This is a genomic window from Paenibacillus kribbensis, from assembly GCF_001705305.1.
In the GTDB taxonomy this organism is placed as follows: domain Bacteria; phylum Bacillota; class Bacilli; order Paenibacillales; family Paenibacillaceae; genus Paenibacillus; species Paenibacillus kribbensis_B.
In genome coordinates this window covers 19,994-36,697 of the sequence record NZ_MCBP01000012.1, presented here as the reverse complement: position 1 = coordinate 36,697, position 16,704 = coordinate 19,994, and the positions used below count along the sequence as shown (strand labels likewise).

The following is a 16,704-nucleotide window of genomic DNA, read 5'->3' as shown; positions in this document are numbered from 1 at the left end:
ACAATATTGTAATGCATACAATTGTATCATTGATTGTATGGATTTACATTGCTAAACTAACGAAGAAAAGTAAACTTGTCAAGGAGATGTAGCAAACATGATACACAGAAGTAAGCTTCAATTGGCCTTTAAATCAGCTTTTCCTCCCACACTTCCCATACTGGCTGGATTCTTGTTTTTAGGGATTGCCTACGGCATTCTTATGAATATATCTGGCTTTGGTGCGGGGTATGCGATCCTTATGGCCCTATTTATTTTTGCTGGATCAATGGAATTTGTTGCAGTGCATTTACTGCTCGGTCCGTTCAATCCACTAGGTGCCCTGCTAATGACCTTAATGGTGAACGCCCGGCATTTATTTTATGGCATATCCATGCTTGAAAAATACAGAGGCACCGGATTCAAAAAGTTCTATCTGATTTTCGGACTATGTGATGAATCGTTTTCAATTAATTACACGGCAAAGATCCCCAAAGAAGTGGATAAGGGATGGTACATGTTTTTTGTAACCCTGCTTAATCACAGTTATTGGGTACTTGGCGCTGCCATTGGTGGAATTTTCGGATCACTGGTGCGCATTAATATGGAGGGGCTTGAGTTTGTGATGACAGCGCTTTTTGTTGTGATCTTTATTGAACAATGGATGAAAGAGAGCACACATCACAGTGCATTATTGGGTTTGGGAATTTCGATCCTTTGCCTGCTTATTTTTAACAGCGAGAATTTCATTGTTCCATCCATGATAGGTCTGCTCATCGTGCTCTCCTTCATGAGAAAATCACTAGATAGAAAGACAGGTGAGACACATGATGTCCATGACTTTGCTTGAGAACATCATAACGATAGGGATGGTCGTCTTGGGAACGATGATGACCCGATTCATTCCATTTATTTTGTTCCCTTCGGGGCGTCCCACACCCAAATATGTGCAGTATCTCGGCAAAGTGCTTCCCTCGGCTGCTTTAGGACTACTGGTCATTTACAGCGTTAAGGATGTTACTTTTCTCTCTGGGTCTCATGGTGTGCCCGAATTGATTTCCATTGTCGTCATTATGATGCTCCATCTCTGGAGAAGAAACATGTTGATATCCATCGCTGGCGGTACACTGCTCTATATGTTCCTGGTCCAATTTGTATTCTAAAGTGGAACGGGAGAACTACACTCACCTAATGGGACAACCCAAGCAGCAGTAGACTTTATGAATCAGTTCATTGTGAAAGAGGTGATTGCTAAAGCTATATTCAAGGCAGCTTATTCCTTCATGTTACGGGGAACTTCCTCATTGAGCTTTTGATATTCCAAGCCCCACGTTTCCATCACATTAATGATGGGTCTTAAAGTATTCCCTAAATCACTCAAGCAGTATTCGACTCTAGGCGGTACTTCGGCATAAACGGTTCGAATGACGATACCATCCTCTTCCATAGACCGCAAATTTTCGGTTAGTACTTTTTGACTGATTTCCGGAATACTTTTACGAAGTTCACCAAAACGTTTGGTTCCTTTCAATAGGTCTCGCATTATAAGCAACTTCCATTTGTTGCCTATTAACCCAACTGTTGTCGCCACGGGACAAAGAGGCAACTCTTTTTTTGTAATCATTCAGTCTAATCCTCCAATAGTTACTTTTTGGTTCCTACCTAATAAAAAGGTGCCTACTTTCAAAACGATTATATTGCTTATATTATAGAGCGGGCAAGGAAAAAGCAAATTGAACGAAAGGTGGAGAAACCTTGGATGACAGCTTATGGGTGGTTTTTTTAACTTCTGGGAAAGAGCATATCATAATAAGTTTACTAGCTTTGCTTTGCTCTGCATCCATTGGAATTGTGTTGGGTTACGTAACCCTCAAGTACAAACGAACGGAAAAATGGATCGTATCCTTATTCCAAGTTCTACGGATTATGCCTAGTTTAGCTGTTCTACTCCTTTTGATTCCTATTATGGGGACGGGAACAAAACCAGCTTTAATTGCCCTGATATTGTTAGGAATTCCCCCTGTATTAATGAATATGATAGCCGGTTTAGAGACTGTTCCCTCTTTTTTACTTGAGGCTGCTCATGGAGTGGGGATGTCAGATCGACAGGTAATGTGGCGAGTCAAATTCCCACTAGCTGCGCCAATGATTCTGACAGGGATCAAAATGGCTGCCATTGAGGTCATTGCGAGTGCTACCCTGGCTGCCAAAATAGGAGCTGGTGGATTGGGGGAAATCATCTTTATCGGTTTAGGACTTAATCGAGTGGATTTACTTTTGGTTGGTGGGTTTTCGGTGGCAATTTTAGCAATTACAGTTGGGGTAATGCTTGATATGTCCGAGCGTATTTTGTTTAAATATAGATTTTTGAAAAGGTAGGCAAAAGATATGTCTAGAAAAAAGGGAAAACTGTATTTTTCAACTTCAATTTTTCTTGTTTTGTCGCTCATTCTAAGTGCATGTGGTGATAAAGCAGAAAATGCAGAAGATAAAGGAGCAACGATACGGATCGGTACGAAAGATTTCACTGAGAATTTGATTGTGGGTGAACTTTACGCTTTGGCTTTGGAGGATGCGGGGTATAAGGTAGAGCGAGTACCCAATATTGCGGGCTCCGTTATCCATTCATCCATTGTTAACAACGATATCGATATGTATCCAGAATATACGGGTACCGGTTTATTAAGCATATTGAAAATAGACATGATCACCGACCCTGACGAAGTTTATAAGAAAGTTAAGGAAGAATATAAAAAGCAATTTAAAATTACGTGGCTAGATTACTCTAAGGCAAATGATGGGGCAGGGCTTGTTATTCGTTCGGAAGTTGCTAGAAATTTAGGGATTACTACAATTACGGATCTGCAAAAACATGCAAGTAAGCTTCGATTCGCCTCACAAGGAGAAGTTGACCAACGTGCAGACGGAATCCCAGCCCTGGAGAAAGTGTATGGTAAGTTCAATTGGAAGTCATCTAAAGTATATGATAACAGCTTGAAATATGAAGTACTTAAAAACAATGAAGCGGATGTTGCTCCAGCGTACACAACAGAAGGGCAACTAGTTAATAAAGATCAGTTCACACTGTTGAAAGATGACAAACAAGTATGGCCTCCATACAACTTGGCTCCTGTTGTTCGTGATCATGTACTGGATACAAATCCAGAGATAGCTGAGGTTATTAATAAGGTGAGTGCGGCACTGAATACGGAAACCATAACCGCCTTGAATGCAAAAGTGGACGTGGATAAAAAAGAATATGAAGATGTGGCAAAAGAATTTTATGACTCAATGAAATGAGTGTGGAGGATAACATGAGTCTTATAGCAATTGAATTCCAAAATGTGTGCAAAACATATCCAAACTCCAATGACTTTGCTGTTGATCATGTCAATCTGTCCATTAGGGAAGGCGAATTTATAACCATACTGGGTTCGTCCGGATCAGGAAAAACCACACTATTGAAGATGGTAAATCGTTTAGTTGAACCTACCCAAGGGAAAATAAAACTATTTGGTGATGACATTGCTGAAATCGATCCTGTAGCGCTGCGAAGAAGGATTGGCTATGTTATTCAGCAAGTGGGGTTGTTTCCTCATATGACCATTGGACAAAATATTGCTACTGTGCCCCGGCTTTTGAAATGGGAAAAAACGAAGATTGATGAAATGGTGCACAAATTGTTACTTTTGGTTGGGTTAGATCCAGAAAATTACCCCAATCGTTACCCTTCTCAACTATCGGGAGGCCAGCAACAGAGAATTGGACTAGCCAGGGCCTTGGCAACCAATCCTAATATCATGCTGTTGGATGAACCTTTTGGAGCTATAGACGCCATTACTCGTCTAAATTTGCAGGATGAACTTCTGCGAATTCATGGGGGAGTTAAGAAAACCTTTCTATTCGTGACGCATGATATCAATGAAGCATTTAAGCTGGGAACCAGGGTTATGATCATGAATCAAGGCAAAGTGTGTCAGTTTGATACGCCAAGAGAAATTGTTGCTCATCCAGCAAACGAATTTGTCGCATCGCTTATTCAATCTTCAAGAGAGCAAGAACGCTTCTGGGAGGGTTTAGGGTGATTGACTATGCCATTAAGCATCCGGATAAGTTAGGAAGTGCATTACTGGAGCATGTGGAGATGCTAATTGTAACCATGCTGATCTCCATTGTCATCGCAGTACTCTTATCGATTTTAGCCCTGACCTCAAACACGGTATCCAGGTTATTCATTTATATCTTTTCGATTCTTTATTCAATTCCCAGCTTGGCGCTGTTCGCAATCATGATACCCGTGACAGGTTTGGGTAAAACGACAGCGATCACGGTGCTCATTGCATATAACCAATATATCCTGCTACGTCAGTTTATCGCAGGTTTGAATCATGTTGAACAGTCTATTATTGAGGCAGCCACTGGGCTTGGTATGAGTCGTATTCAGGTATTGCTTTATGTTCGGGTGCCTTTGGCAATCCAAGCACTTTTTACAGGATTAAGGCTAGCATCCGTATCTACGATTGGAATGGCAACTATAGCGGCGTTTATAAATGCAGGTGGGTTAGGCACGATATTAAATGATGGCTTGAGAACCATGAATATATATAAGATTCTGTGGGGGAGTGTATTGTCAGCGTGTCTCGCTATTGGAACGAATGCATTATTCATTCAGTTTGAAAAACGAATCTACGTTGGATCGGAGAGATAACTTTTATGAAGGCTGTTGTACTGGAAGGGGCCTGTAAACCTGAAGAATTAGAGATAAAAGAAGTTCCCGTCCCCAAAGTTAAACCAGGTTGGGTACTTGTTAAGATCAAAGCTTTTGGAATAAACCGCTCTGAAATGTTTACAAGACAGGGACATTCTCCATCCGTCAAATTCCCACGGATTATTGGTATAGAATGCATAGGGGAGATCGAAGATCCATCGGACAGTTCATTTCAAAAAGGGGAGTCTGTTGCTTCATTAATGGGGGGATTAGGCCGAGAATTTGATGGAAGTTATGCTGAATATGTTGTGATTCCTTCAAAACAGGTTTATTCCATTCCCATTGAAATGAAATGGACTGAACTCGCTGCAATTCCAGAAATGTATTATACGGCGTATGCGTCCTTATTCGAATGTCTCCAATTAACTGCTGGCGAAGTGCTTCTCATTCGCGGTGGGACGAGCTCTGTTGGTCTGGCTGCCCTTCAGCTAGCCAAAAGTGTAGGCGCCACAGTCATTTCGACCACTCGGAACAGCGGAAAGCTAGCATATCTTCAGCAGGCGGGGGCAGACTTTGCTTTACTTGATGATGAGTATTTTACGAAAGAAGTTTATAAAATCGCTCCAAATGGCGTAGATAAAGTCCTGGAGTTGGTGGGTACCGTCACATTAAAGGAGTCATTGCAACTGGTTTCCGAGCAAGGAGTCTTATGCATGTCAGGGATACTGGGAAATGAATGGACACTTGATTCCTTTGAACCGTTAATTGATATACCGACAGGTGTTTATTTTACGGCATTTACAAGTGAAGTTATCAAAGAAAACGTACTATTCGACCTGTTCAATCATATTAAAGACCATGGAATTGTTCCGCCAATTGCTAAAGTTTTCAAGCTAGAAGATATCCGGGAAGCTCATCTTTTAATGGAGAGCAATAATGCGAATGGTAAGATTGTAATTTTGAATGATTAGTGCAATATATTAAGGTTTCAAGCGTTATCAGTGAAAGAAAGCCTTACACCATGATTTATAAAGGTGTAAGGCTTCTTCTATAAAAGAATTACCAAACTTTAATATAATTCTTACCTTTTTTCAAAAGTGCAATCGGCCCTAATGGACTTTTTTCTACTCTCTGCAGATCCAGCAAATCAGTATCCAGGATCACTTCACCGCCATCGGGACGCTCAAATTCAGCGTCAACAATACGTACACGTGCTAGTGTTGCTGTTGAATGTACTTCACCGAGAAAATGATCAAAATTTTCGGGCAGTTCACAGGAAAGATAAACTTCTTCTCCCTTATCAACTATACTGAAGTTTGGATGAAAGCTTTTATCAACTAATTTGTCTTCTTCTCTTTCAAACGGCTCTGCTCCAGCAAAATACGCATTGTTATTAATATAAACAGGTTGTTCCACCAAGTTAAATATTTCAGCATCGCCAGGCTTTTTGTGTACGCTTTCAATATACTCTTCTAAAGATGCCGTGTAGCTATTATAATGGGACGTTCCGACTCCTTCCAATCCATCAGCTCCAATGAAAATATTATTATAAAAACGGTCATCTCCTCCGTAAACAAAAGAAAAGCCTGCGATTTTGGTGCTATGCGGGAGGTGATACTGTGTGGAACGAGTCATTTCTTTCCAATGATTCATCTTGCCGCAGATTAGGTTGTTTATATAAGCTCCACCCTGTGACACATTGTCCATGGCATACTCAGAAGCCAATATATTGTGATCAACAATATATGGCCCATGGCTTACTTCTACAAACAAATCACGGTTATTGCTGTAGAATACATTCCTACTAATCTTTGTTCCCTGTGTCTGCCAATCTGACCATAATCCTAAGGAGCAGTCATGGATACGGTTATGATGAATCTGGACATCAATGGCTGCATGGAGCTTGATTCCTGCAATTTCGTGACCGTAGAATTCACGTTTCAGAGCAATATTATAAATATGGTTGTGATGGATCTCACTAAAGACACCGCCTAAGTGGCCCACAATTCCATTTTGACCGCAATCATAAATCGTATTATTACGGATAATATGGGAACCGATTTTTTCCTTGCACCAGCCATTACGTTCAGCAGAAAAGACAGATTCCAGCTGGTACTGGTATCCGGGTTTGTCTTTGCGGACGGAGCGATAATTATGCCCGGTGGAGGCTTCTTTACCAATACTGATGGCACTGCATTTTGCATCATGAATGATATTGTTTTCAATAATCCAGCCCTTGCTCCAATTGGCGCCAAGCAGTCCAGGCTGATCCGCTGTCGGAGGTGCCCATGGTGTTGCGGCCTGCGCCATTTCAAAGCCTCTTACCGTAATATAATCAATCCCTGTCTCTTGGGGATAGAAACAAGATCTGCGAACGTTAATCTCAACAAATTCCTTGTTCGGATCAACGCCTTGGAAATTTGCATATATGGTTGTATTGTCAGCATTCACTTCTGCAAACCAGACATATTTTGTCTGTTCCTGATTATGAACAGGGACAATTTCTCTTGTCCAGTGGTCCAATATTTCTGTTTTGACCTCCGGATCAATCAGTTGTTCAAAGCGGCTGACTTCATAAAAGGACATACCATTTAAATAAACGTCTCCTAAATGCTTGGTTTCCTCAATTGTGACGAGCCAATCCCCGGATACTTCAAGAGCATATGGGTTGTAGTTGCTGAAAAACTCATTCGGCAATACAACCTTCCAAACGTTCCCTTCGGCATGCTGCCAACCTTGAATGTGCTCTGAGCCTTTGATGATTACTTTTTCACCTGCTGCGGCTTGATACGTAATTCTTCTCTTGTTGCTTAACCCTTTAAACTTTGGTTTTACCCATTCACGATATACCCCTTCATGGACAATAACCGTGTCACCTGCCACAGCAGCAGAAGCTGCTTTATTTATTGTCAGAAATGGATCTTGCTGACTCCCCTGGCCGTGATCTGAACCAGTTTTTGCTACATGATACTCCATAGTCTTATACCTCCTTTAAATTCAATTTATTTTATTGTAGGAAATAATATTTGTTAGTTCTATCCAAAATGTAGTAAACTTTAAGACAATATTAGTGTTCTGGCAAAGGAGGATTGTATGGTCTTATTTGAAAAACATGGAGTGGAGGGAAAAGAATTCTTTCATTTTTTTCCATTGAAAAATTATAACTTTCCCCTTCATTTTCACCGCGCATATGAAATGATCTATGTTAACGATGGACAGCTATATGTATCCATTGATCAAAAAGAGTATCTGTTGAAGGAAAATGATTTGGTCTTTATCTTTACAAATCAAATGCATGAATTTAAGACCATTGATTACTCTGATATTACAATCATCCTTTTTTCTCCAGAATTGATCGGCGACTTTTTCATGAATTTTAAAGGCTTAATTCCAAATGACAGTGCACTGCATTTGGAGAGAGCGATTGACCTTAGTAAGCTGAATTCGATCTATAGCCAGAAAAGTTTTTTATATGCAGTTTGTGCTGATCTGATAAATCAGAAATCGTTTACCCAGGTTAAGCAATCACCTCAAACAAAGGTGCTCTATAAGATGCTGCTCTATGTAGAGGAAAATTATTCTACTGATTGCACATTAAAAGACGTTGCAAAACATCTGCAGTATGACTATCCTTATCTATCAAAGTTGTTTGTTCAACAGATGAACATGACCTTCACGGACTACTTAAATCATTATCGGATTTCACAGGCATGCTATTTGCTGAAAAATTCCCAGCAGGCGATTGGTGAAGTTGCAATCAAGTGTGGTTATAACAATTTAAGAACCTTTCACCGTAACTTCAAGGAAATAACCAGTAAAGCGCCTAGAGAGTATCGAGCAATGGAATAAGAAAGATAAAGCGGGAACCTTGTGGAGCAAGATCAGCCGTAGCGGAGGGCTGTTCATTTATGATTCAAAGAAGAAATCAGCCTGTCGGTTGTTTTGAGGACTTAAGGCTTGATCGCTGCCCGCCAGAGCCGGGCGGTTTGCCGCAGCTTTGTTTGCGGATGCATGCAGCTACCTGCAAGAGCAGTGGCAGCAGCAGGAACAGCACGAAAGTAACCAGTAAATCGCCCAAATCCCACAGAATACAACATTGAATCAACAGAAGATTACAGCGATGTAATGTGGCTACTTATGTCAACGACAAATAAAATATCAGAAATATGTGTTGAGGAAGTTTTCCTGTTTGATTGTGTTATTCATTTTCAATCGAACAAGAAAGCTTCTTTTTTATTATCAAGGCCTTAAAGCTAGAAAAATCACGATTATACAAAATAGGAAATACTTCAAGTATTCACCCATGAATTTATATTTTGTTTCATGTTATTTCGAATTATTCAGAATCCGTAAGCGATTTCACGAAACGCCGTTCCAATATGCGCACGTATCATAAAATCATCTTGAATGCGCTTACGATTGTTGCTAAGTTATATCCGTAACTGATAGAAGTACTAGGTAACTTTACTCACTCACATCTAAGGGAAAGAAAGGAAAATTTTATGAGTAAAAAATATGAAAAACTCGCCCAGCAAGTTATTGAAAAAGTTGGTGGTGAGAAGAATGTTTCATCATTGAGCCATTGTCAAACTAGACTGCGCTTTATTCTAAATGATGATAAAAAAGCGGACAAAGATGGCGTTAAAAAGTTAGATGGTGTTGCAAATGTTGTTGAAAGCGGTGGACAATTTCAAGTCATTATTGGTACGCACGTGGAAGAAGTCTATGAAGAAATTGTTAAGTACACAGGTGTATCGATTGATGGAGAATCAACTACAGTTGAAAAGAAGAAACCAAATGTATTGAATCGAGTGATTGATTTTATATCAGCTACGTTTAGTCCGGTTATTCCTGCAATTACCGGGGCGGGCATGATCAAAGCGTTTCTTGCCTTACTGCTATTATTCCGTTTAATTTCCAAAGAATCACAAACTTATTACATCATAAATTTCATGTCTGACGCAGTTTTTTATTTTTTGCCTTTTTTCCTTGCTTACAGTGCAGCTCAGAAGTTGAAAGCCAGTCCATTTTTAGGAATGTTTTTAGCAGGGGTTCTATTGCATCCGAATTTTATTCAGTTGCAGGGAGCTGGGGATGATGTTCATTTATTTGGTCTGCCAGTTAGAATCGTGAGCTATAGCACTTCGGTTATTCCTATATTATTAATTGTTTTTGTTCAGTCCTATATAGAACGTTTCCTGAAAAAGATTATTCCGAATGCGATAAAAATTATTTTTGTTCCGATGTTTACTGTTTTAATCACTGGAACATTAGGTTTAACGATTATCGGCCCGATTGGTTCGTATATCGGAGATTATATTGCGCTCGGATTTGATTGGCTGGCGAGTTATGGCAATTGGATGATAATCATCATTGTTGCAACATTATGGCCAATTATGGTTATGTTCGGTATACACTACAGTATTTCTCCACTGAGTCAAATGCAACTAGCAACAACAGGACTAGAAAACATAATTGGTCCTGGAGCGCTTCTATCAAATATCTCACAAGGTGTTGCAGCGCTTATAGTGAGCATCAGAGTGAAAGATTCAGTTCAGAAACAAGTGGCTACCTCAACGGGTACCACTGCATTAATGGGGGTAACCGAACCTGCACTCTATGGCATTAATTTACCAAAACGTTATCCGCTAGTCGCTGCGATGGTTGGGAGCGCGTGTGGTGGTGTATACGCAGGTTTTACGAACGTTTTTCGCTATGCGACAGGGGCCTCAGGGATACCGGCTATTCCTCTTTATCTGGGCGAGAATATTTGGAATTTGTACAATATATTAATTGCTTTAGTTATTACGATTGTCGTAACAGCGGTTTTAACTTACATCCTCTCCATCAAATATGAAAAGAATGCACCGGAAGAGACCGTTATGCCAGATGTTGCGAAAGAGACTGATGAAATGAAACCTTCAGTACAAGATAGTTTGATGACAAGTCCGTTAAAAGGGATGACGTTGCCACTTACAGACGTTGCCGATGAGGCATTTGCTTCAGAGAGCTTAGGAAAAGGGATTGCTGTTGAACCAAGTGAAGGTAAAGTTGTAGCACCATTTGAAGGTAAAGTTACAGCAATTGCTCGAACAAAACATGCTATCGGACTTCTATCAGATGAAGGAGTAGAAGTGTTAATTCATATTGGTATAAATACAGTTAAGTTGAAAGGTCAATATTTTGAGACTTTTGTAGAAGAAGGGCAAAGAGTAAGACTGGGACAAGAATTAGCTTCATTTGATATTGCTAAAATCAAAGATGCGGGCTTTATCACGCAAGTACCCGTCATAGTGATAAACACATCCGATTATTCCAGTGTAACTGCAACCACTGAAAAAGCAGTAGATTTTAATGCACCACTGCTAACATTAGTAAAACAATAAATAGAGATTAGATGAGGTGAAACAGGATGGGATTGGATCCAAACTTTCTGTGGGGCGGTGCCACCGCTGCGAATCAATGTGAAGGCGGATATAATTTAGGTAATCGTGGTTTATCAAATGTTGATTTAATGCCAACAGGCGAAGATCGAGCAGGAGTAATGGCTGGAAAGATTAAAATGCTTGAGTTTGATGATCAACACTTCTATCCTGCCAAAGAAGCAATTGATATGTACCATCATTATTTTGAAGATATCAAGTTATTTGCAGAGATGGGTTTTAAGACTTATCGCATGTCGATATCATGGTCCAGAATTTTTCCAAATGGAGATGATGAGAAACCGAATGAGGAAGGTTTGAAATTTTATGAGAATATATTTTTAGAATTACGAAAGTACAATATCCAGCCACTAGTCACTTTAGCTCATTTCGATGTGCCAGTTACTCTTATTAAAAAGTACGGTTCATGGCGTAATCGTAAAATGATTGATTTTTATGAAAACTATTGCCATACCGTCTTCGAACGCTACAAAGGGCTAGTAAAATATTGGTTGACCTTTAATGAAGTCAATATGATATTGCATGCACCTTTTATTGCCGCAGGCTTGTGCTTTGAACCAGATGAGAATGAAGAGCATGTGAAATATCAAGCTATGCACCATCAATTGGTAGCTAGCGCCGCTGTAACTAAAATAGCACATGAAGTGGACCCTGAGAATCTGATTGGCTGTATGCTGGCTGGAGGAAATAACTATCCCTTTTCTTGTCATCCAGAGGATTATGCCAAAGCAATCGAAAAGGATCGAGAAAATTATCTTTTCATTGACATTCAATCTCGGGGTGCCTATCCGAATTATGCGTTTAAAAAATTCGAACGAGAAAATATCCATATTGAAATGGAAGCAGGGGACCAAGAGCTTTTAAAACAGTACACGGTTGATTTTATCTCTTTCTCCTATTACTCTTCACGGGTTGTTGCCACAGATCCAGCTGTTACTCACGAAACAGCTGGAAATATATATAAATCCATTAAAAATCCCTATTTGGAATCTTCCGAGTGGGGGTGGCAAATCGATCCAATGGGATTGAGATCAGCGCTGAATGTTTTATATGATCGCTATCAAAGACCAATATTTATTGTAGAAAATGGCCTTGGGGCAGTGGATACTCCAGATGAGAACGGCAATGTAGAAGACGATTATCGGATCGATTACCTGCGTGAGCATATCAAGGCATTCAAAGCAGCGGTCGAAGAGGATGGCGTTGAGTTGATGGGGTATACAAGTTGGGGATGTATTGATCTGGTTAGTGCCAGTAAGGGCGAAATGAGCAAGCGTTACGGATTCATTTACGTTGATCGTGATGATGAAGGGAATGGGACACTGAAACGCAGTAAGAAAAAATCCTTTAATTGGTATCAAAAGGTGATTCAAACTAACGGTGAAGATTTAGCATAACCATTATAATTGTAAAAGGTACATCAAACTATGTTATAGTTGACTAAAGGTTGTGATGGGTTTATGTATCTTTTTCAACAAATAGAAGAAGTTATTTTAAAATATAATGATACAAGAAGAGCCGTTGGCGAATTTGTACTCAAAGAAAAATCGAATTTACGCCACATGAGTATGAATGAAGTCGCAAAAAAAACGTATACATCGAAAGCGACTTTAGTGCGATTTGCTAAAACAATCGGATATTCTGGCTGGCGTGAATTTATCACGGCGTTTATGGAGGAAGTTTTGTATGAGGAGAGATCTCGTGCAGAGGTAGATCCCAATTTTCCATTCCAAGAACAAGATTCCTACGAAAGCATTGCGAATAAAATTGGAGTCTTACAAACAGAGAGTATTTCAGATACGATCAATGTTCTTGATATAAATATGCTGAATCAAGCAGTGAACATTTTGATCAATGCCAAAACCATCACTTTATTTTGTATAAGTCCCTATATTTATTTAGCAGAAATTTTCCGGCGCAAAATGTTAAGCATTGGGGTGATTGTTGAAATTGCCAATCCTCTAGAGGCAAGATTGTCAGCACAAGTATTAACAGAAAGCGATTGTGCCATTTTAATATCTTATTCTGGAAATAATGAAATTCTAGAGCCCATCTCGCACATAAGTGCGCTAAAAAAACGTGGTGTAAAGATAATTGGTATAACCAGCGTTGGGGATAATTATATTAGGAAAAATGTTGATTGCGTGCTGACGATGTCTTCTAGAGAAAGGTTATATAGTAAAATCTCAAATTTCGCTACTGAAGAATCTGTACATTTTCTCTTAAATGTTTTGTTTTCCTGCTACTTTAAGCAAAATTATCAAGCAAACCTTGACCATAAAATCTTTAATGCGAAAGAAATAGAACGTCAAAGGTTTTCAACACTTAATAATATCAAGGAGAATCCTTAATTAATAAATGCCATTGACAAAAAGGAGGGACTAATCCCTCCTTTTGATGTTTAAAGAGCACCCGGTATAAATTATATCCAGGGAAATAGTAGTTAAATTTTTTTACATAAGTGTAGCCGATCCAATCTCAACCCAAGCAGTCCCGATGTAGGAATCTCTCATCGGGACTGCTTGGTTTTTTATAGATAAGTAGGTGGAACAATGAAGACTCTAAGTGAGCTTTTCGCTACTGGCATCTTCAGTTCGGGCGCATCATTTTCCTCCATCAGTCGAAGTATCAACTCAATTATTCGTTCCTCGATCTGTGGATTGATCAACGGTGCAACTGACGCGGGTCCTCCCACACATCAAATAACAGCGTTGCGTATGTGTACATCCTTCCGAATTTTCATTTTGAAGTAGATACTGTTCTAAAAAACTTGACATGAAGCACAAAGTGTAACTATATTAGTTGCATAAAATAAATTGTAACTGAATTTCAATTGACCAACACGTTTGATGCCCACCGCTTGGCGAAGTACGCATCGCAGCAAGGAAAAGAAGGTATATTCCAAGATTTTTTCAGGGCATACTTTACGGATGGTCGACATTTAGGCGAGCATGAAACATTAATAGAATTAGCTGTACAGGCAGGACTAAACGAGGATGAGATTCGCCATATTCTTGCCGGAAATGACTATGCTGCAGAAGTCCATGCAGATGAGGAAGAAGCACAGCGACTTGGCGCAACTGGAGTTCCTTTCTTCGTCATTGATCGAAAGTACGCCATATCGGGAGCACAATCAAGCGACGTGTTACTACAAGCTCTGAAGACAGCGTGGAAGGATTATCAGCCCTTGCAAATTTTAAATGGCGCTATGGATTCAGAATCTACTGATATTTGCGGGGATGGTGCATGCACCATTAAGTGATGCAGCGATCCGCAACGTGTGCATATAGGTTAAGGCCATTCCAACAATAGGCCACCACCGTAGACTTATAAAAAATCTCATAATTATAGGAGTCAAAAACCATGTCTAACTTATCCATTGAAATATTCACAACTGATCAAATCATTGCGAATGTGAAAGCGCGCTTCCCTGAGCTGCACACTGTAGAAATCGGATTGATTCTTGCTACCAAAGCTTTCGGGGTGAACCATGCCGAGTAATCTGGAGATCATTAAAAGCACTTATGAAGGGGATTCCAAAGAAAACGGCCTGAAATACCAGACGTATCTAGCGGAAAATGCCGAGTGGACGGAAGCCGCAGGATTCCCTTATGCTGGAACGTATGTGGGCTACGATGATATTTCTAAAAATGTATTCTTCCGCTTGGGGAGCGAATGGGACGGGTACAAAGCAGAAGTCAGCCAGTTCTACGAAGATGGCGATACCATTATTGCAGTAGGTGCATATTCAGGAACGTATAAACAAACAGGCAAGTACTTTGAAGCAGATTTGTGCATATATGGAAGCTAAAAGATCAGAAAATTGTGAAATTTAAGCAGTATGTTGATAGTTATTTGGTACGAAATGTCATGATATCTGAGTAAGTAAATCACAATTTACAAATAGATTAAGAATAAATCGTTATCAATATATAGAGGACAAATCATAGTCGTATTAGAAGTCGCCTAAATGGCGGCTTTTTTGTTTTAAGGGATCAAGTTCTTGTCAAAACCAAATGAGAAGAACTTGATCTCATTCCCGACGGATCTTTATGAAGTGAAAAAGGAGGATATAAGAAATCGTAGGTGCTCAGGAATACTGATTAAGCACTGTAATATGTTACAACGCCTAGACGCTGTTGAGCACGAGAGAAAAGCAGGGGATGACGCATGATGTAGTGCTGAAAGAAATGGAGCCGTAGCTGGTGTTGTCTTATCGACACTTGACTGCCTGCTCAATATTTGGACTCAGGTGAGGAAACGGCCAACTGCAAGAGCTGGCCGAGGAACCAAATAGTTTTGAAAAGAGGAATGTCATTTTAAGCAATACCATTTAGGCTTTTTTCAATACTCTCCAATGCTTGTTGTAACAGGGATCTGGGGCAAGCAAAGTTGATTCTTTGGAACAGCTCTCCTCCAGCACCAAAAATATAACCATCGTCCAATGCCACTTTTGCTTTTTTCTGCATCAATTGCTGTAGTTCAAGATCAGAGAATCCGAGTTCGCTAAAGTCAAGCCATGCCAAATAGGTTCCTTCTGGTTTAATCAATTTTACTTTCGGCATGCGCTCTTGCACAAAGCGATCTATATAATTAAGATTCTCCGCAAGGTAAGTAAGAAGTTGCCCAAGCCACTCTTCACCATCATTATATGCAGCGATCTGGGCCACAGACGCAAAAGAGCCTGGATCAATATCAATGGCAGTTAGTTTGTGATTAAGTTCATTTCTAATTCTTTCATTCGGGATAATTATATTTGATACTTGTAAACCTGCCAGATTGAATGTTTTTGATGGAGATGTACATACTATAGAGTTCATTCTGAATTCTTCGGAAATTTTCCCAAATGGGGTATGACGATTAGGCTGAAAGATCAAGTCAGAGTGAATTTCATCGGAAACGATCAGTACATTATTTTTAATACAAATCTCACCCAATTGTTTCAATTCTGCTTCTGTCCATACGCGTCCCACAGGATTGTGTGGGCTGCACAAGAACATTAATTTAGTTCTGCTGTCCTGTGCGATTCTTTCTAATTCAGCAAAATTGATTTTATATTCACCTTTGTCATAGATCAACGGGTTGTTTGCTATATGGCATCCATTACTTGTAATAATGTTTAGGAACGGGTAATAAACGGGGCTTTGAATAATTACTTTATCTCCTCTATTGCAGAACGTCTCAACAATAAAGTTCAGTGCGGGAATGATACCAGGTGTGAATAAAATCCATTCCTTTTCAATATCCCATCCATTTCTCTTTTTCTGCCAGTTAACGGCAGCTTCTAAAAATTCTTCGCTTTTGTGACCATAACCATAAATACCGTGTTCCGCTCTGCCAATTAAGGCATCAATAATAGGTTGAGCTGTCTTAAAATCCATATCGGCAATCCACATCGGAATGCTGTTTTCATCGTTGAAGTTCTCTTTAAGATGCTTCTTTGACCATTTAATCGAATCTGTTCTTTTTCTGTCGATAATTTCATCAAAATTGTATGTTGTCATGTTATTCCTCTCTCACAAATAAGTATTTTAGTCAAAATAGTATAGTACCTGTACTATTTCTTTTCAATAT

General features: G+C 39.6%; 17 protein-coding genes and 1 pseudogene. 15 read left to right on the top strand and 3 right to left on the bottom strand.

Going from position 1 to position 16,704, the window contains the following annotated elements; all coding sequences use genetic code 11:
• The first annotated feature begins 97 nt into the window (after positions 1-97).
• Entirely contained in the window at positions 98-829 is a 732-nt protein-coding gene (gene azlC, locus BAZ21_RS19860) for an azaleucine resistance protein AzlC (RefSeq protein WP_068504401.1), read from the top strand.
• Complete coding sequence (locus BAZ21_RS19855) at positions 810-1,142, top strand: branched-chain amino acid transporter permease (RefSeq protein WP_068504399.1); 333 nt, start codon at positions 810-812, stop codon at positions 1,140-1,142. Before azlC ends, BAZ21_RS19855 begins: the two co-directional genes overlap by 20 nt.
• A 110-nt stretch (positions 1,143-1,252) precedes the next feature.
• Here the strand turns inward: BAZ21_RS19855 and BAZ21_RS19850 are convergent, their stop codons facing one another.
• On the bottom strand, positions 1,253-1,603 hold the full coding sequence (locus tag BAZ21_RS19850; RefSeq protein ID WP_068504396.1) for a winged helix-turn-helix transcriptional regulator: 351 nt from the start codon (positions 1,601-1,603) through the stop codon (positions 1,253-1,255).
• Positions 1,604-1,734: 131 nt separating this feature from the next.
• Here BAZ21_RS19850 and BAZ21_RS19845 point away from each other — a divergent pair, with 131 nt between their 5' ends.
• The 5 genes from BAZ21_RS19845 to BAZ21_RS19825 are packed head-to-tail and all read left to right on the top strand — an operon-like array spanning position 1,735 to position 5,658.
• A complete protein-coding gene (locus BAZ21_RS19845; protein ID WP_068504394.1) occupies positions 1,735-2,358 on the top strand; it encodes an ABC transporter permease in 624 nt (207 codons plus the stop codon).
• Between the two features lie 9 nt (positions 2,359-2,367).
• Positions 2,368-3,279 (top strand): glycine betaine ABC transporter substrate-binding protein, encoded by a 912-nt coding sequence (locus BAZ21_RS19840; protein ID WP_084011771.1) that lies wholly within the window; start codon positions 2,368-2,370, stop codon positions 3,277-3,279.
• 14 nt (positions 3,280-3,293) lie between these two features.
• A complete protein-coding gene (locus BAZ21_RS19835) occupies positions 3,294-4,064 on the top strand; it encodes an ABC transporter ATP-binding protein (protein WP_068504392.1) in 771 nt (256 codons plus the stop codon).
• A complete protein-coding gene (locus tag BAZ21_RS19830; protein WP_068504390.1) occupies positions 4,061-4,687 on the top strand; it encodes an ABC transporter permease in 627 nt (208 codons plus the stop codon). The genes BAZ21_RS19835 and BAZ21_RS19830 overlap by 4 nt, the downstream gene beginning before the upstream one ends.
• 5 nt (positions 4,688-4,692) lie before the next feature.
• The gene (locus BAZ21_RS19825; RefSeq protein ID WP_068504388.1) at positions 4,693-5,658 is read left to right on the top strand and encodes a zinc-binding dehydrogenase; all 966 of its coding nucleotides are present in this window, start codon (positions 4,693-4,695) and stop codon (positions 5,656-5,658) included.
• A gap of 88 nt (positions 5,659-5,746) precedes the next feature.
• On the opposite strand, the gene BAZ21_RS19820 is transcribed toward BAZ21_RS19825, so the two are convergent.
• Positions 5,747-7,663: a right-handed parallel beta-helix repeat-containing protein gene (locus BAZ21_RS19820; RefSeq protein ID WP_068504386.1), complete on the bottom strand. Its 1,917-nt coding sequence runs from the start codon at positions 7,661-7,663 to the stop codon at positions 5,747-5,749.
• A gap of 117 nt (positions 7,664-7,780) precedes the next feature.
• Between BAZ21_RS19820 and BAZ21_RS19815 the strand changes: the two genes are divergently transcribed.
• From BAZ21_RS19815 to BAZ21_RS19790, 8 genes and pseudogenes are all read left to right on the top strand, one after another.
• The gene (locus BAZ21_RS19815) at positions 7,781-8,536 is read left to right on the top strand and encodes a helix-turn-helix transcriptional regulator (protein ID WP_068504385.1); all 756 of its coding nucleotides are present in this window, start codon (positions 7,781-7,783) and stop codon (positions 8,534-8,536) included.
• 59 nt (positions 8,537-8,595) lie between these two features.
• On the top strand, positions 8,596-8,787 hold the full coding sequence (locus BAZ21_RS28645) for a hypothetical protein (protein WP_141695007.1): 192 nt from the start codon (positions 8,596-8,598) through the stop codon (positions 8,785-8,787).
• A 402-nt stretch (positions 8,788-9,189) separates the two neighbouring features.
• Positions 9,190-11,073, top strand: a complete 1,884-nt coding sequence (locus BAZ21_RS19810) for a beta-glucoside-specific PTS transporter subunit IIABC (RefSeq protein ID WP_068504383.1) — start codon at positions 9,190-9,192, stop codon at positions 11,071-11,073.
• A 26-nt stretch (positions 11,074-11,099) separates the two neighbouring features.
• Positions 11,100-12,527: a 6-phospho-beta-glucosidase gene (locus BAZ21_RS19805; protein WP_068504381.1), complete on the top strand. Its 1,428-nt coding sequence runs from the start codon at positions 11,100-11,102 to the stop codon at positions 12,525-12,527.
• A 39-nt stretch (positions 12,528-12,566) separates the two neighbouring features.
• Positions 12,567-13,481: a MurR/RpiR family transcriptional regulator gene (locus BAZ21_RS19800; RefSeq protein WP_218061432.1), complete on the top strand. Its 915-nt coding sequence runs from the start codon at positions 12,567-12,569 to the stop codon at positions 13,479-13,481.
• A 482-nt stretch (positions 13,482-13,963) separates the two neighbouring features.
• Positions 13,964-14,392 (top strand): DsbA family oxidoreductase, encoded by a 429-nt coding sequence (locus BAZ21_RS19795; protein ID WP_256022002.1) that lies wholly within the window; start codon positions 13,964-13,966, stop codon positions 14,390-14,392.
• A 101-nt stretch (positions 14,393-14,493) separates the two neighbouring features.
• Positions 14,494-14,631, top strand: coding sequence for a hypothetical protein (locus tag BAZ21_RS29095; RefSeq protein WP_176718182.1), 138 nt, complete (start codon positions 14,494-14,496; stop codon positions 14,629-14,631).
• Positions 14,621-15,015 (top strand): annotated as a pseudogene (locus BAZ21_RS19790) (nuclear transport factor 2 family protein). Before BAZ21_RS29095 ends, BAZ21_RS19790 begins: the two are co-directional and overlap by 11 nt.
• A gap of 434 nt (positions 15,016-15,449) precedes the next feature.
• On the opposite strand, the gene BAZ21_RS19785 reads toward BAZ21_RS19790, so the two are convergent.
• Positions 15,450-16,634 (bottom strand): MalY/PatB family protein, encoded by a 1,185-nt coding sequence (locus tag BAZ21_RS19785; RefSeq protein WP_068504375.1) that lies wholly within the window; start codon positions 16,632-16,634, stop codon positions 15,450-15,452.
• Positions 16,635-16,704: the final 70 nt, after the last annotated feature.

Excerpts from the sequence above, each read along its gene's own strand:
- azlC (WP_068504401.1), top strand. The coding sequence starts at position 98 with ATGATACACAGAAGTAAGCTTCAATTGGCCTTTAAATCAGCTTTTCCT.
- BAZ21_RS19855 (WP_068504399.1), top strand. The coding sequence starts at position 810 with ATGTCCATGACTTTGCTTGAGAACATCATAACGATAGGGATGGTCGTC.
- BAZ21_RS19850 (WP_068504396.1), bottom strand. The coding sequence starts at position 1,603 with ATGATTACAAAAAAAGAGTTGCCTCTTTGTCCCGTGGCGACAACAGTT.
- BAZ21_RS19840 (WP_084011771.1), top strand. The coding sequence starts at position 2,368 with ATGTCTAGAAAAAAGGGAAAACTGTATTTTTCAACTTCAATTTTTCTT.
- BAZ21_RS19835 (WP_068504392.1), top strand. The coding sequence starts at position 3,294 with ATGAGTCTTATAGCAATTGAATTCCAAAATGTGTGCAAAACATATCCA.
- BAZ21_RS19825 (WP_068504388.1), top strand. The coding sequence starts at position 4,693 with ATGAAGGCTGTTGTACTGGAAGGGGCCTGTAAACCTGAAGAATTAGAG.
- BAZ21_RS19820 (WP_068504386.1), bottom strand. The coding sequence starts at position 7,663 with ATGGAGTATCATGTAGCAAAAACTGGTTCAGATCACGGCCAGGGGAGT.
- BAZ21_RS19815 (WP_068504385.1), top strand. The coding sequence starts at position 7,781 with ATGGTCTTATTTGAAAAACATGGAGTGGAGGGAAAAGAATTCTTTCAT.
- BAZ21_RS28645 (WP_141695007.1), top strand. The coding sequence starts at position 8,596 with ATGATTCAAAGAAGAAATCAGCCTGTCGGTTGTTTTGAGGACTTAAGG.
- BAZ21_RS19810 (WP_068504383.1), top strand. The coding sequence starts at position 9,190 with ATGAGTAAAAAATATGAAAAACTCGCCCAGCAAGTTATTGAAAAAGTT.
- BAZ21_RS19805 (WP_068504381.1), top strand. The coding sequence starts at position 11,100 with ATGGGATTGGATCCAAACTTTCTGTGGGGCGGTGCCACCGCTGCGAAT.
- BAZ21_RS29095 (WP_176718182.1), top strand. The coding sequence starts at position 14,494 with ATGTCTAACTTATCCATTGAAATATTCACAACTGATCAAATCATTGCG.
- BAZ21_RS19785 (WP_068504375.1), bottom strand. The coding sequence starts at position 16,634 with ATGACAACATACAATTTTGATGAAATTATCGACAGAAAAAGAACAGAT.